This is a genomic window from Gordonia sp. N1V, from assembly GCF_029269935.1.
Taxonomy (GTDB): domain Bacteria; phylum Actinomycetota; class Actinomycetes; order Mycobacteriales; family Mycobacteriaceae; genus Gordonia; species Gordonia polyisoprenivorans.
On record NZ_JARJDD010000006.1, the window covers coordinates 267,196 to 280,924 of the forward strand.

Sequence of the window (13,729 nt, forward strand, 5' to 3'; positions counted from 1 at the left end):
GCCTCTGCTCGCATCATCTGAGCCTCCCGGCGTCCGGTTCGGTCGGTGTCGACGCCTGCGCGCCGGCCGTGATCTCGACGCCGACCACCGAACCGTAGGTGTTCTCCGCTCGGATCGTACCGCCGTGCAGGTGCACGACCTGGGCGACCAACGCGAGACCGAGTCCGCGTCCGGCCGTGTCACCACCGGCTTTCGTCGAGTAACCGCGGCGTCGCGCTCGAGCGAACTCGTCGGGAGTCATGCCGGGTCCGGAATCGGCGACCACCACGTGTACGTGGGCAGCGTCGCCGATGACGGTCACCTCGACCCAGGGATCATCCGGGTCGACGGCGTCGAGCGCGTTGTCGATCAGATTGCCCACCACGGTGATCATCTCGCCGGCCGAAAGGATCTGCGTCGCATGGTCATCGACCATCGAGTCCTCGGTGAGTGTCAGTTCGACACCGCGTTCGGCGGCCTGTGCCGTCTTACCGAGCAACAATGCCGCCAGCGTCGGCTCGACCACCGCGTCGCCGACCCGGTCGACGAGTTTCTGGGAGAGTTCGAGATTCTCGGTGGCCATGCGCACGGCGTCGCCCGACCGTCCCATCTCGATCAACGCCACGATCGTGTGCAGGCGGTTCGCCGACTCATGCGCCTGCGACCGCAGCGCCTCGGCGAAGCGTGTCATCGAGTCGAGTTCACCCATCGCCTCGGCCACCTCGGTGCGGTCGCGGATGGTGATCACCGCGGCATCCCGACCGGGCACCGGTGACCGATTCACCATCAGTACTCGCCCTCCCTCGGCGACGAGAACGTCACGCAACGGTTCGGTGCCCGACGTCATGAACTCCGGGATATGAAGCGGCTCATCGGTTCCCAGCAGGCGGCGCGCCTCGTCGTTGACGAGTACCGGGCGCGACGAATCGACGACGACGAGTCCCTCACGAACCGCGTGCAGGACCGCATCGTGATGGTCGTACATCACCCGCAACTCCGTCGGCGTGAGCCCACCGGTATGACGGAGCAGACGCCGACGGATCGCCCACAAGCCGACCAACGCGATCACCAGGGCGACGCCGCCGATGGCGCCGATGAGCGGCAGTTGTGACACCCAGTCCTCGGTCAACGTCGACTGGGTGATGCCCGCGGCCACCGCGCCGACGATGGTGCCGTCGCCGGCGCGGACCGGAGCGATGGTGCGGACCGACGGACCGAGTGTGCCGGTGTAGATCTCGGTGAACGTCTGCCCCCGCAGCGCCGGTTCGATGGTGCCCAGGTAGTGGCCGCCGATGAACCGGGGATCGGTGTGGGTGTAGCGGATGCCGTGGGTGTTCATGATGGTGATGAACGCGATGCCGGTGGCCTGCCGGATGTGTTCGGTGACCGGCTGCAGTTGCGTCGTCGGGTCCGGTGAGGTGATCGCCGCGGCGGTCGACGGGGCGTCGGCGATACTCACCGCCACCGCGGTCACCTGCTCCCGCGCCGCACGATTCGCGTCGGCACGGGCATCGACGACCGCGAGCAGGCTGCCCACCACGACGATCGCGATGACCACCGCGACCTGCAATGCGACCGCCTGCCCGGCCAGCGACCGCGGCAGCAACCGTGCCCTCACCCGTGCGCCTCCTCGTTCTCCACCACCGGCCCCAACCTGACACATCGTGCCGGACCGGCGCACTCACACTGCCCGATCGAGGTGGTCCACGCCACTGAACGAAATGAACTCAATGGTGACCGGGGTCACCGTGACGCCGAAGAATTCTCAGTCAGCACCTCCCATCGCCGTACGCGAGGGCGGGACGAGAAAGGACTCACTGATGAACATCAGGTCGAACACGGCGGGCACCGCCGATTTCCCGGCCACCCCGCGCAAGAAGCGGGACCGCACCCATTGGCTCTACATCTCGGTGATCATCGCGGTGGTCGCCGGCGTGGCCGTCGGGTTGATCTGGCCGGAGGTGGGCAAGGACATCGGCGTGCTGGGCACGATGTTCGTCGCCCTCATCAAGATGATGATCGCGCCGGTGATCTTCTGCACCATCGTCCTGGGCATCGGATCGGTCCGCAAGGCCGCCACCGTCGGCAAGGTCGGCGGCCTGGCCTTCGTCTACTTCCTCGTGATGTCGACCGTCGCCCTGGCCATCGGCCTGGTCGTGGGCAACCTCATCAAGCCCGGCACCGGTCTCAACATCTCTGCGGTGGCCGGTCAGGGCGCCGCGCTGGCGGAGAAGGCGCACGAATCGGGCGGAACGATGGAGTTCATCGAGGGCATCATCCCCACCTCGCTGCTGTCGTCGCTCACCGAGGGCAGCGTGCTGCAGGCCCTGTTCGTGGCGTTGCTCGTCGGCTTCGCCATCCAGGCCATGGGGCGCACGGGCGAACCCATCCTCAACGCGGTGGCCTACTTCCAGAAGCTGGTCTTCAAGGTCCTCACCATGATCCTGTGGGTCGCCCCGATCGGCGCCTTCGGTGCGATCGCCAACGTCGTCGGCCAGACCGGCTGGGCTGCGGTGGGCCAGCTACTGGTGCTCATGGTCGCGTTCTACCTGACCTGCCTGGTGTTCGTGTTCGGTGTGCTGGGAGTGCTGCTCAAGACCTCCGCCGGGGTGTCGATCTTCAAGCTGGTCCGGTACCTGGCCCGCGAGTACATCCTGATCTTCGCGACCTCGTCGTCGGAGTCCGCGCTGCCCCGGCTGATCGCCAAGATGGAACACCTCGGTGTCGAGAAGACGACCGTCGGAGTCGTCGTGCCGACCGGCTACTCGTTCAATCTCGACGGCACCGCGATCTACCTGACCATGGCCTCGCTGTTCATCGCCGACGCCATGGGTGATCCGCTGTCGATCCCGGAGCAGATCGGTCTCCTGGCATTCATGATCATCGCCTCCAAGGGCGCCGCCGGCGTCAGCGGCGCCGGCCTGGCCACGCTCGCCGGCGGGCTGCAGGCCCACCGACCGGAGATGCTCGACGGCGTCGGCCTCATCGTCGGGATCGACCGCTTCATGTCGGAGGCGCGTGCGGTCACCAACTTCTCCGGTAACGCCGTGGCCACTCTGCTCGTCGGCTCGTGGACCGGAACCGTCGACAAAGCGCGTGTCGAGGAGGTTCTCGCCGGCCGCGACCCGTTCAACGAACAGGACATGGTCGACGAGGAACCGCTCGACCGGCCACGCACCCACGACGACACGATCGTCACGGAAAAGGAACTCGCCGCACGCTGAACGCCGATTGGCACATCATCGGGTGCCAAGAGACGCCGGCGCCGGTCACTCCCACCAGGAGTGACCGGCGCCGGCATCTGCACGCAGTGGTCGGTTGTAAGGGGCCCTGCGGGCGTGCACGCTCGGCCGGGCACCCACCGAAACGCCGATGCGGGGCTCTCGGTGGAGAGCCCCGCATCGGCGCGAAGAAACGAGATCCGGTGATCAGGAAGGTGCGGCAGCGGTCGCGACGACGTGCAGTGCGGCGATCAGCCCGTCGATGAGCTGACCGGACCGGAAGCTGCCGATCGCGGCGGTCACACCGAGTTGGGCGACCCGATCGTTGACCCGGTCGGCCACCCGCGCACCGGAGACGACAACGACGTCGTGGGTGTTGGGCGACACGGCGATCAGCGCGCCGTTGGCAGGCTCGGGAGCCTGTGCGAGGACCGCGCGCGCGTCGGCGACGGCGTCCTCACCGAGTTCACCGATGTAGACCGAGAAACGCACGAGGGCCTTCTCGCTGGCAGCCTTGAGTGCGTCGTCGAGATCGATCAGATCCCGCTGCGAGAACGGCGGGGTGCTCGGTGCCTGGCCGGGAAACCGGGTCGCCGAGACGCGACCGCTGTTGGTGATCACCGTTCCCATCGGGAGCGCGGTGGTCGGCGACAGCTTGACGTTGCCGCCCTGCGCGGCGCCGGGTGTGCCGGCCTGAGTCACTTCACCACTTGCCACTGGCCGAGCCTCCATCCACATCGGTCGGTCCCGCGTGATGCGGCAGCGCCATCGGCTCGATCTCGGTGGCGCTGAACAGCAACGGCTGGCGCGTCCACTCCTGATCGAGCGTGTACTCCTGCACCTTCGGGTATTTCAGGCCGGACGAGAACATCATCGAGACGACGCAGAGCACGACCATCACGACGCAGATGACCGTGACCACGACTCCGATACCGACCATGGCGCTATCCATGACATCCTTTCGATCGGTGTTCCTCGAACGGCACGAAACCGCCCGCACCACCAGGTTGTGTGATCAATCTAGCCCACCGGCGCGGGTGCGTCCCAGTGGGGCCTACAACGTGTCGTAGACGATTTGGCGGACTCCGTCCGGGATGATTCGGTGCACTCCGTCCGGAACGATCAGCGCACTCCGTCCGGGACGAATCGGAGGACTCCGCGGGGCCTCGAGCGGACACCGACCACCGGAAACGACCGGCTTGTCAGGCCGCCCCGGCGTCGATGTACTGGACCCACGCCGGATCGATCTCCTTGATCGTGGCCAACAGTCGCCAGTGCCGCCCCTTGGGAGCGGTGAGCGGCGTGTGCAGGGTCCAGCCGAGTTCGCTGAGCAGGCGGTCGGCCTTGCGGTGATTGCAGCTCGCGCAGCAGGCCACGCAGTTCTCCCAGGAGTGCCCGCCGCCACGACTTCGGGGCAGCACATGGTCGATCGTGGTCGCCTTGGCCCCGCAGTAACCGCAGCGGGAGCGGTCTCGATGCATCAATGCCGCCCTGGTCATCGGGGTGACCGCACGATAGGGCACGCGGACGTAGGTCCGCAGCCTGATCACCGACGGGATCGGGACCGTTCGCGCGGCGGAATGCACGGCCATCCCCGGGGCCACTGCGTGGACGACGTCGGCGCGTTCACGCAGGACGAGGACGATCGCCCGGCGCAGGGAGATCGCGGTGAGCGGCTCGTAGGTCGCGTTGAGCAGCAGGACGCGGCGTCGTCCCCACAGTCCCGCAGCCGGAAGCCCCGCAGACGGACGGGACTCGTCGGCAGCATCAGGCTTCTCGGTCAGTTCCGGGTTGGTGGACACGGGGCTCTCGTGCGCGCGGCGCAGCGACCGCTCGCCACGCAACACCGTCACATCGCGAACCTGCCGTTGGCTTCTGCGTGTCATCCCGCCTCCCGTGTGCGCGCACCGGACGCGTCAAGTGGAACACGCCGAGCGCGGTCGTGCACGACAAATCTCGGGTGTCGACGCAGGTCACTTGTGTGAACAACGGATGTCGGTGCACCCGCCGACCGCCGATACCCGCGGCGTCCACCGACGGTGGGCACGCGTGAGGTTTGAGACCTTCGGCGCCGGTGGAGGACACTGGTCGGGTGAGTGCCTCCCAGCCCGTTCCCGCACCCGAGAGCCGATCGTTCTATGACGAGGTCGGCGGCGCCGACACCTTCGCCCGCCTGACCCACACCTTCTACTCCGAGGTCGCCAAGGACGAGATACTCCGGCCGCTCTATCCCGAAGAAGACCTCGGTCCGGCCGAACGCCGACTCCGCATGTTCCTCGAGCAGTACTGGGGTGGGCCGCGAACCTATTCCGAGGAACGCGGTCATCCGCGCTTGCGGATGCGGCACCACCCCTACAAGATCGGGCCGATCGAACGCGATGCCTGGCTGCGCTGCATGCACACCGCGATCGCGGAGATCGACTCACAGACCCTCGACGACGAACATCGCCGTGCGCTCACCGATTACATGGAAATGGCTGCACAGTCGATGATGAATTCGCCGTTCTGACCAACGGCCTCCACCTCGGCGCGCGCATCGGCGACTCGCCGCGCGGACCTGCATGGGTCACCGAATTATCAGGTGAGGCACAATTGCGACGTGAGCGATGAGACATCGAGCGCTGTGCCCATGGGTTCGGAGGACACCGGCTCCGAGGAAGCGCTCACCGACGAGCAGGTTTCCGGCCCGAGCGACATCGGACCGAATCCCGCCGACGCGGGCGAGGAAAGCCACGGGACCGGCGAGGACGAGGCGACCTCCGAGACGGACCCCGCCGGTGAACTGACCGACGCGGCGGCGCCAGGTTCGGTTGTGCCGCAACTCGACCCGTCCGACACCACGTGGTGGCGATCGGCGATCTTCTACCAGATCTACCCGCGATCCTTCTCCGACCTCGACGGAGACGGTGTCGGCGATCTCGCCGGGGTCATCGACAAACTCGGATATCTCGAACTCCTCGGGATCGACGCCCTCTGGCTGAGCCCGATCATGTGCTCCCCCATGGCCGATCACGGTTACGACGTGTCCGACCCACGCGACATCGACCCCCTCTTCGGCGATCTCGAGGACTTCGACGAACTCGTCGCCGAGGCACACGACCGCGGAATGCGCGTGACGATGGACCTCGTCCCCAATCACACCAGCGACCAACACGAGTGGTTCCGGGCCGCGCTCGCCGCCGAACCCGGCAGCCCCGAACGCGCCCGCTACATCTTCCGCGACGGCCTCGGTGAGGGCGGCGACGAGCCACCCAACAACTGGCACAGCGTGTTCGGCGGACCGGCATGGACACGGGTCACCGAGTCCGACGGCTCACCCGGTCAGTGGTATCTGCACATCTTCGCCGCCGAGCAACCGGATCTGAACTGGGAGAACCCCGAGGTGTTCGAGGATCTCGAACGCTCCCTTCGGTTCTGGCTCGACCGCGGCGTCGACGGCTTCCGCATCGACGTCGCGCACGGCATGGCCAAGCCCGAGGACCTGCCGGACATGGACCTCGACTCGGTCGGGCTGTTGACCAACAGTGACGACGATCCGCGCTTCAACAACTATGCGGTGCACGACATCCACCGAAAGATCCGCAAGGTGCTCGACGAGTATCCGGGCGCGGCCAACGTCGGCGAGATCTGGGTGGAGGACAACGAACGCTTCGCCGAGTACCTGCGGCCGGACGAGCTGCATCTCGGGTTCAATTTCCGACTTGCCAAGGCCGCGTTCGATCCCGACGAGATCCGCGCCGCGATCGAGAACTCTCTCGATGCGGTACTTCGGGTCTCGGGGACGCCGACGTGGACACTGTCCAATCATGATGTCGACAGGGAGGTCTCGCGCTACGGTCGCCTCGATCAGCACGGCCCGGACTCCGAGGTCGACCTCGACGTCGGCCGGGCCCGGGCGCGCGCGATGGCGCTGGTCGAATTCGCCCTCCCCGGAACGGTCTTCATCTACAACGGCGCCGAGCTCGGACTCCCCAATGTGGATCTCCCGGACGAGGCATTGCAGGATCCGGTATGGGAGCGCTCGGATCACACCGAACGCGGGCGCGACGGTTGCCGGGTGCCCATACCGTGGGAGGGTTCACAGCCGCCCTATGGTTTCAGCACCTCGGCGCAGACGTGGTTGCCGATGCCCGACAATTGGGCGCCCTACACCGTCGAGAAGCAGCTCGAGGACATCTCCTCGACCCTCTCGTTGTATCGGCAGGCCATCGAATTGCGGGTCAGCCGAAGTGAATTCAGTGGAGACACGGTCGAATGGTACGGCGCACCCGACGACTGCCTGGCATTCCGCAGAGCCGGTGGCGGCCTGATCTGCGCCCTCAACGCCGGCGACGACCCGGTGCCGCTCCCCCCTGGAGAGGTCCTGCTGCTCAGCGCCCCTCTCGTCGACGGTCATCTCGCACCGAATTCCGCCGCCTGGCTGGTGTGAGGCTGCGCACCGAAGGACCACCGAGAGGTGGTCACAGCACGGTGACGCCGAGGTCGCGATGGCGGCGCAGGTAGACCGCACCGAACCTTGCGTCGATCCGAATCCAGGCCGCCGACATCCGGATTCGGATCGGCTCGTCGGCATCGATCGCCTCGACATCGGAGTCCTCGGTGATCGCGCGGCCCTGCGCGTCGCGGACGAAACCCATTCCGGTGAGCGCGAACAGCGCGCGCAGGGAGACTGCGGCCCGTAGACCGCCGTCGGTCGAGGTGACCTCCAGCACGTCCTGATCGAGTACGCCGGTCGCCGGGCCGTGCGCGCTGCCCTCCTCGCGTGCGACGCGAGCACCGTCCCGAACGAGCCCCACCACCGTGCGCGCGGGCACGTCGTCGACGTGGCGAAAACCGGTGAGCAGCGGCAGTGCGCCGCGCCACGCCGAATCGAAGGGCATACCGGGGTCGACGGGAGTTCCGGGCATGGCGCCGGAAAGCGCTGCGCGCAAGGAGGTCACGTCGGCCACCAGATCCTTGGGCGCCATCCGGCCGAATACGGCCCGGGTGACCAGGACGTCGAATCCGGTGTGTGACCACAGGCCGATCAGGCCGTCGCCGCGTACCGCCAGGCGGACAACGGCAGCGTCGTCGAGCCGGTGGGCACGGCCGAGGAAGGCCAGCGCGTCGGAGAGGTCGTCGGCGCGCTGCAACGTCAGATGCCGCTCACCCTCCATGATGCGGCGCGGTCTGCTCGGTGGTGTCCGGCAACCGGAAGCTCTCCAGGTACGCGCGTTCGTCGGCGGTGAGGCGCCGCAGACGCTGTGCATCCACGTCGAACGCGACGAGTTGGGTGGAGGCGATGACGGCCGGTGCGTCGTCGGGCTGAGCACCGTCGGGGCGCACCTCGTAACCGACGACGAAGTCCACCGCCCGTACCTTCTCGACGAACATGGTGACCACGATCGGACCCTCGTCGTGGCGGATCTGCGCTGCGTACTTCACGTGCAGCTCGGCGACCAGACAGCCGCGCCGCAGATCGGCGGTGGGCCGTCCGTCGTAGAACAGCCACGGGATTCGGGCCTCCTCCAGGAGGGTCACCATCCGTGCGTGGTTGATGTGCTGGAAGACGTCCATGTCGGACCAACGCACCGGGACCCGCACGACATATCCCTTGTCGGTGGCGGTTCCCTCATCCTCGTAGAGCACTACGACTCCCCTCTTCGCGTACCGCGTGCGGTCCGACGGCGTTGCGGCTCATCGGATCCCACTCACCGGATGACACTGCGGAGTTGCCGCGCGGCCACCGACAGTGTGGCGAGGTCGATGTTGCCGGCCGCCTCGATCTCGGCCAGCATCGAGCGCACCCGCGCCAGACGAGACGAGTGCGCGCTCTCCCACTCGCTGATCTTCTCCGCGCACGGTTCGTCGGGCTCGCTGCCCTCGAGGATCGTCAGCGTCAACGCCCGCAGCGCGCCGTGCATGTCGTCACGCAACGCCAAGCGCGCCAACGCATGCCATCGGTCGCCGTATTCGAGATTCGACACCGCGGTGAGCAATTCCTCGAGACCGAAGTGCTCCATCACAGCGAAGTACAGTTCACCCACCTCGACCGGATCACGGTCGGCGATCTCAGCCGCGTCGATGATGTCGAGCAGGCAGAATCGATGCAGACTGACCGCCACATCGTGAGCGAGATCCGGTGCCACGCCGAGGGAGTGATATCGGCGCACCCGCGCGTCGACGTCGGCGGCCGACGCCGCACCGAACCAGCCGTCGAGGCGCGCGGTCAGGTCGGCGACCCGCTCGCGGTAGCGGGTGATGTCCGAAGCCATCGGCAACGGTTGCGGCCGGAATGCCAGGAACCAGCGCGACGCACGGAACAGCAATCGCCGCGCGTAGAGCATCATCTCGTCGACCGCGTCGATGGAGGCCGACGCGCTCTGGATGCGGTCGAGCAGACCGGCCATCCCGAAGACCTGCTCGGCCACCACGAATGCGCGGACGAGCTCCTCGGTGGTCGCACCGGTCGCCTCACCGAGTCGGAACAGATGGGTGATGCCCGCGCGGTCGACGACGTCGTTGACAAGCACCGTGGTCACGATCTCCCGACGCAGGCGATGGTCGTGGATCTCGGCGGCGAATCGTTCCTGCAACGGCACCGGGAAATAGTGGGTGAGCCGATGGTCGAACACGTCGTTGTCCGGGAGGTCACCGGCGAGCAGGTCGTCCTTGGCGACCAGCTTCACATGCGCCATCAGCGTGGCGAGTTCTGGCGAGGTGAGGCCGCGGTGGGTATCGGAGTCGAATCGCTTGCGCAACGCGACCGGGCTGGGCAGCGCCTCGAGTGTCAAATTCACCCCACGGGCGGCGAGGGCGGTCAGCAGTCGTACGTGCACGTCCACCCGGTCACGGGAGTAGGCGCGACAGAATCCCAGTTCGGAGTTCTGGGAGATGTTGTCGGCCAACACCAGTCGCGCGACCTCGTCGGTCATCGACTCGAGCAGCGGGTTGCGATCGGCCTGCGCCAAGCCCCCCGAGGACACCGCGGCATCGAGCAGGATCTTGATGTTGACCTCGTGGTCGGAGCAGTCCACACCTGCCGAGTTGTCCATGGCGTCGGTGTTGACCCGTCCGCCCGCGAGGTCGAACTCGATGCGGCCACGCTCGGTCACCCCGAGATTGCCTCCCTCGCCGATCACCTTGCAGCGCAACTCGTCTCCGGTGACTCGGATCGCGTCATTGGCCTTGTCACCGACGTCGGCGTCGGATTCGGTCGAGGCTCGGATGTAGGTGCCGATGCCTCCGTTCCACAGCAGGTCGACCGGCGCGAGCAGCACGGCCCGGATCAGCTCGGGCGGCGACAGGGTGGTCACATCGTCGGGAAGCCCGAGGGCCGCGCGCATCTCGGGATTGATCGGGATCGACTTGCGTTCGCGCGACCAGACACCTCCGCCGGGACTGATCAGTCGCTCGTCGTAGTCGGCCCACGACGAGCGCGGCAGCGCGAACATCCGCGCCCGCTCGGCATACGAGGATGCGGCGTCGGGGGTGGGGTCGATGAAGATGTGGCGATGATCGAAGGCGGCGACGAGTCGGATGTGCTCGCTGAGCAGCATGCCGTTGCCGAACACGTCACCGCTCATGTCGCCGATACCCACGACCGTGAAATCCTGTGTCTGGGTGTCGATTCCCATTTCCCGGAAGTGGCGCTTCACCGATTCCCACGCACCGCGCGCCGTGATGCCCATGGCCTTGTGGTCGTAGCCGGCCGAGCCCCCGGACGCGAAGGCATCACCAAGCCAGAAGCCGTACCGCCCCGCCACGTCGTTGGCGATGTCGGAGAACGCCGCAGTGCCCTTGTCGGCGGCGACAACCAGATACGGATCGTCACCGTCGCGCCGGACCACTGATCGGGCCGGGATCACCTCGCCGGTCGCCCGGTCGATGTTGTCGGTGACGTCGAGCAGACCGGAGATGAACATGCGATAACAGTCGATTCCCTCCGCCCGCAATGCCTCTCGGTCGGCGGCGGCATCTCCGGTCGGGGCCGGCGGCCGGGTCAGGACGAATCCGCCCTTGGCCCCGACCGGCACAATCACCGCATTCTTGACCGCTTGCGCCTTGACCAGACCGAGGATCTCGGTGCGGAAGTCCTCGCGCCGATCCGACCACCGCAGCCCACCTCGGGCGACGGCACCGAATCGCAGATGCACCCCCTCCACACGTGGCGAGTACACGAAGATCTCGTGCAACGGACGGGGTTCCGGGGTTTGCGGGATGTCGCGCGGACGCAGCTTGAACGACATCACCGGTCGGTGCTCGTCGTCGCTGTTCGTCGTGTCGCTGTCCGTCGTGTCGCCGGAGTTGCCCGGCGCGCCGAGCACATAGAAATTGGTCCGATCGGTGGCGGCGATGACCGCGAGGAACGCCGACACGATGCGGTCGGCGTCGAGGCTCAGCACTGCCCCCACGTCCGAACGCAGTTGCTCGAGGACATCGGCACGACGGTCCGCGTCGGCGACCGCCGGGTCGAACGACGCCTCGAACAAGGCGACCAACCCGCGCGTGACCTCACGGTAGCGGCCCAATGTGGATGCGACATGACTTGTGCTGTAAGAGAATCCGCACTGCTTGAGATAGCGGCCGTAGGCACGGAGCATCGCCGCGGCCCGCCAGTCCAGCCCACATCGGATGATCAGCTCGTTGTACGCATCGATCTGCGCGTGTTCCCGCCAGATCTGGGCGAATGCCTCGGTGAACCGTTCGGGGAGGTCGTCGGCGTGATCGACGTCGACATCCATCCCGGCGGTCAGGACCACGGCGAATTCGTAGACGTGACAGTCCTTGTCGCCGATGCCGCGCAAGGCATACGGGTGTTCGTCGATGACGTCGAGGCCCAGACTGTGCAGGACGGGCAGCACGTCGGTCAGGGTGGCCGACTCGTCACACAGGTACAGGGTGAAGTCCCAATGATCCCGGTCGGTTCGGCTCTGCGCACCCGAATGCTTGGCGAACGTGACGGCCAGATGCCCGGGCTCGAGTGCGGCCACGTGCGCGAGGTCGCCGACCGCGTCGGCGGGCGCACGCTGGTCCTTGTAGTCGGCCGGCAGCGTGTTGATCAGCCGCAGCATGGCGTCGGCGCCACCGGGCGGCAGGGCCCGCTCCGAGGCGGTGGTGGTGATCAGTTCACGCACCCGCTCGTCCCAACTCCGGATTGCCTCGGACAGGGTGATCTGCATCCGGCGCTGTACATCGGTGCCGATGTCGACCGACCCCCACGAGCGCGCGACGTCGGGGTCCACCCGAACCATCACCTGCAGCAACGCGAGCGGGCGCTCACTGACCCGCGCCGAGTACTCGAGGTCGCTGCCCTCGAGCATTTCGGTGACGGCCCTCCCCAGCGCAGTTCGTGACGGGGTGTTGTACCGGTCGCGCGGTAGGTAGATGAGCGCGGTGGCGGCTCCGCCTGCGGGGTGCACGCGCAGAAACACCCGCAGCGATCGCGTCGCGACGGCGTCGAGCATCTCGTCGATTCGCCGATGCAGTTCCGCGGTCGTGTCCTGGAACATCTCGACCAGCGGGTAGTTCTGGAGGAGTTCGACCATCGTGCGTCCGGCAAACGAGTCCTCGTCGACGCCCGCGAGGGCGACCACGTCGTGCACCTTGCCGCGTAGAACAGGGACGTCGAGCACCGTCTGATGCAGGCCCGAGGAGGTGAAGACACCGAGGAAACGGTGCTCGCCGACGTGCGCTCCCGCAGCGTCGAAAGCCGGCACCGCGATGAGGATCGGGAACTTCGAGCGCTGGATTCCGGTATCGAGGAACACCCGCGACACGCGGGGCGTCAGGGGCGAGGAATCGATTCTCGGGAAGTCCAGGTCGACGGACTCGGCGCGGTTGAGACCGAGCCGGTCGGTCACCGCACCGGAGGCGTCGAGCCGTGCATATCCGAGTGGCACGAAGTGGTTGCCGGCGAACCACTCGAGCAGCCGGGCGTACTCGCGCTGCCCGTCGGCGGACACACCCGATTCGTCGCCGAGATGCGCGCCGGCGCACTCCGCCGAACATCCGGTCAAACGCTCCCGCATCGCGGCGGCGTCACCGTCGATGACGGCGACCACATCGATCCCCCGCCGGATGTCGGCCCGCAGCTGCGCATCGTCGACCGTCTCCCGACTCGACAACGCCGTCACCGAGATCCACGACTCGGCCAGGCCTGCGTGGGGGCCGCAGATGTCGGTGAGGGTGCCCGTCCGGTCACGGGTGACCGCCATGATCGGGTGATCGATGCGGGTGACCGTCATCCCTCGCCCCTCGAGCGCGGCGAGCACCGACTCCACCAGCAGGGGCATGTCGTCGGTCACCACCACCACATCTGTGCCGCCCGCTCCATCGGTGGTGACCTCGACCACCGATTCACCGGGTCGACGGATCGCGGCGATCTCCATGTGCGCCCGGATGCGGTCGAGGACGGCCGGGTCGAGAGTGCCCGGATCGATGCTCGACCGATCGGTTCCCGCCGCATCTCCGGTGACACCCACCGAGGTCGCCAGATAGCTGGGAATGACTTGCGGCAGAAGCGAAGTCACATCCGACAACGACAATCA

At 67.0% G+C, this 13,729-nt stretch carries 10 protein-coding genes; 3 read left to right on the forward strand and 7 right to left on the reverse strand.

The genetic code is table 11. The annotated features are described in order from the left end of the window. Positions 1 to 13 precede the first annotated feature (13 nt). Positions 14 to 1,597 carry a sensor histidine kinase gene (locus P3L18_RS10875; RefSeq protein ID WP_014359713.1) on the reverse strand — a complete coding sequence of 528 codons (1,584 nt, stop codon included), beginning with the start codon at positions 1,595 to 1,597 and terminating at the stop codon, positions 14 to 16. 202 nt (positions 1,598 to 1,799) lie between these two features. Between P3L18_RS10875 and P3L18_RS10880 the strand changes: the two genes are divergently transcribed. Next, complete coding sequence (locus P3L18_RS10880; protein WP_026920190.1) at positions 1,800 to 3,203, forward strand: cation:dicarboxylase symporter family transporter; 1,404 nt, start codon at positions 1,800 to 1,802, stop codon at positions 3,201 to 3,203. A gap of 204 nt (positions 3,204 to 3,407) precedes the next feature. On the opposite strand, the gene P3L18_RS10885 is transcribed toward P3L18_RS10880, so the two are convergent. From P3L18_RS10885 to P3L18_RS10895, 3 genes are all read right to left on the reverse strand, one after another. Further along, positions 3,408 to 3,917 carry a DUF5130 domain-containing protein gene (locus P3L18_RS10885; protein ID WP_231386685.1) on the reverse strand — a complete coding sequence of 170 codons (510 nt, stop codon included), beginning with the start codon at positions 3,915 to 3,917 and terminating at the stop codon, positions 3,408 to 3,410. Continuing rightward, entirely contained in the window at positions 3,904 to 4,152 is a 249-nt protein-coding gene (locus P3L18_RS10890) for a hypothetical protein (RefSeq protein WP_006371243.1), read from the reverse strand. The genes P3L18_RS10885 and P3L18_RS10890 overlap by 14 nt, the downstream gene beginning before the upstream one ends. A 250-nt stretch (positions 4,153 to 4,402) precedes the next feature. Beyond that, positions 4,403 to 5,053 carry an HNH endonuclease gene (locus tag P3L18_RS10895; protein ID WP_014359709.1) on the reverse strand — a complete coding sequence of 217 codons (651 nt, stop codon included), beginning with the start codon at positions 5,051 to 5,053 and terminating at the stop codon, positions 4,403 to 4,405. Between the two features lie 239 nt (positions 5,054 to 5,292). Here P3L18_RS10895 and P3L18_RS10900 point away from each other — a divergent pair, with 239 nt between their 5' ends. Together P3L18_RS10900 and P3L18_RS10905 are read left to right on the forward strand one after the other, a co-directional pair. After that, positions 5,293 to 5,709: a globin gene (locus P3L18_RS10900; RefSeq protein ID WP_079929430.1), complete on the forward strand. Its 417-nt coding sequence runs from the start codon at positions 5,293 to 5,295 to the stop codon at positions 5,707 to 5,709. Between the two features lie 120 nt (positions 5,710 to 5,829). After that, complete coding sequence (locus P3L18_RS10905) at positions 5,830 to 7,629, forward strand: glycoside hydrolase family 13 protein (protein WP_276114086.1); 1,800 nt, start codon at positions 5,830 to 5,832, stop codon at positions 7,627 to 7,629. A 31-nt stretch (positions 7,630 to 7,660) separates the two neighbouring features. On the opposite strand, the gene P3L18_RS10910 is transcribed toward P3L18_RS10905, so the two are convergent. The 3 genes from P3L18_RS10910 to P3L18_RS10920 all read right to left on the reverse strand — a co-directional run bounded on the left by P3L18_RS10910 (position 7,661) and on the right by P3L18_RS10920 (position 13,726). Further along, complete coding sequence (locus P3L18_RS10910) at positions 7,661 to 8,356, reverse strand: hypothetical protein (RefSeq protein ID WP_079929428.1); 696 nt, start codon at positions 8,354 to 8,356, stop codon at positions 7,661 to 7,663. Beyond that, entirely contained in the window at positions 8,346 to 8,828 is a 483-nt protein-coding gene (locus P3L18_RS10915) for a thioesterase family protein (RefSeq protein WP_276114069.1), read from the reverse strand. Before P3L18_RS10915 ends, P3L18_RS10910 begins: the two co-directional genes overlap by 11 nt. A gap of 62 nt (positions 8,829 to 8,890) precedes the next feature. After that, positions 8,891 to 13,726, reverse strand: coding sequence for an NAD-glutamate dehydrogenase (locus P3L18_RS10920; protein WP_276114070.1), 4,836 nt, complete (start codon positions 13,724 to 13,726; stop codon positions 8,891 to 8,893). Positions 13,727 to 13,729: the final 3 nt, after the last annotated feature.

Coding starts and splice junctions, on each gene's coding strand:
- P3L18_RS10880 (WP_026920190.1), top strand. CDS start 1,800: ATGAACATCAGGTCGAACACGGCGGGCACCGCCGATTTCCCGGCCACC.
- P3L18_RS10890 (WP_006371243.1), bottom strand. CDS start 4,152: ATGGATAGCGCCATGGTCGGTATCGGAGTCGTGGTCACGGTCATCTGC.
- P3L18_RS10905 (WP_276114086.1), top strand. CDS start 5,830: ATGGGTTCGGAGGACACCGGCTCCGAGGAAGCGCTCACCGACGAGCAG.
- P3L18_RS10910 (WP_079929428.1), bottom strand. CDS start 8,356: ATGGAGGGTGAGCGGCATCTGACGTTGCAGCGCGCCGACGACCTCTCC.